Source organism: Streptomyces sp. 8K308, from assembly GCF_004348315.1.
Taxonomy (GTDB): domain Bacteria; phylum Actinomycetota; class Actinomycetes; order Streptomycetales; family Streptomycetaceae; genus Streptomyces.
This window is the reverse complement of record NZ_SMKC01000637.1, coordinates 1-1,248: the sequence shown is the minus strand read 5'-3', so window position 1 is coordinate 1,248 and position 1,248 is coordinate 1. Positions and strand designations below refer to the sequence as shown.

The window sequence follows — 1,248 nt, the reverse complement described above, 5'->3', positions numbered from 1 at the left end:
ATCCCCGACCTGCTCCCCGACTCGACCCGCGTCCCCGACCCCACGCTCCCCGAGCGGGATCCGGAACTGGAGTTGGAGCCGCCCCAGGAAGAGGACCGTCCGGAACTGCCCGGCCTACCCCCCGACGCCGCCCCCACCGGCTAGGTCTGTTGATCAGGCGAAACGTCGTACGGTGCGGGACAGACGGCGGCCGCGGCGGCTCTACGACTGGACAACGAGGCGTTGTGGGGCGATCCCCTCCCGCGCCCACATGACGGCGATCCTTCTGGCCACCGCCCCGTAGAGGTGGTCTTCCACCCCGTCCTCGGGCCAGACGCGTTCCTCTTCCTTGTCCAACACCACGAATCTCTCGGTCTCCTGAACTCCGGAGTACCTGTAACGAACGCGCCTCGCGTCCTCGTCGACCTTCTCGATCACGGCATAGACGGCCACGGCCTTCTCCTCACCACGGGGCCCTGTAGTCCTCGCCGCCCCGTGAGGGCTTTTCGAGCGACTCCCAGTCGGCCACCTCGTTGGCGGCCGCATGGGCCTCCCGGTAGGGAGAACCAGGATGTTCTCGGTAATATCTCTGCTCCGCCAGTTCGTGCTCCAACAACACCACGTCCGCGTCCTCGAAGTGTCCGAGTCGAAGACGGATCCACGCTTCCGCCATGTCGGGGTTCGGATCGTACCGGGCGTAGGTGACACCTCCGTCGACCGCGTCCAGGGGATGCTCCTCGAAGAAGACGTGGTTCTTGACGGCTTCGAGTTCCTCGGGTGTGAATCCCCTGCTGCCGTCCGCGCGTTCCACGTCACGTAGGGCTTCGACCATGGCGGGCAGGTCGTCCACCTCCCGGAACGAGGCGTAGGCATCCTCGGCCCACTTCTCCGTCCTCAGGTAGTTGCGCAGGCTCCCGTCGTCCGGCGGCCGTACCGACCCGCCGGTCTGCCCGGCCACCGCTTCGCTGGTGAACAGGCCGCCTGGTTCCTCCGCGGGGTCGAGCCCGAGGCGTCTCAGTTCGGCCGCCCGTTCCAGCATCCTCCGGCGGTACCGCTCGATCTCCGCCTCGATGTCGTCCGACGTGGTGGCGGCGTCGGCCGCCGCGAGCCGGAGGTACTTGTCCCTGACCTGCCCGGCCAGGTCGCCGGGAAGGGCCCAGCCGCCGGCCGTCAGCTGCGGGAGCCTCGTCTCACCGTTCGGGTGGACGACCTCGGGCGGGACGGGTGCCCCCGCGCCTCGGGCGCCCCCGCCCCCCATGACCCAGATCC

Annotated in this window: 1 protein-coding gene and 1 pseudogene; both read right to left on the bottom strand. The window is 68.9% G+C overall.

Features of this window, described 5'->3' with window-relative positions; all coding sequences use genetic code 11:
• Positions 1–201 precede the first annotated feature (201 nt).
• On the bottom strand, positions 202–432 hold the full coding sequence (locus tag E1265_RS36345; RefSeq protein WP_132935193.1) for a hypothetical protein: 231 nt from the start codon (positions 430–432) through the stop codon (positions 202–204).
• A gap of 10 nt (positions 433–442) precedes the next feature.
• A pseudogene (locus E1265_RS37690) lies at positions 443–1,248 on the bottom strand (hypothetical protein); the annotation flags it as partial.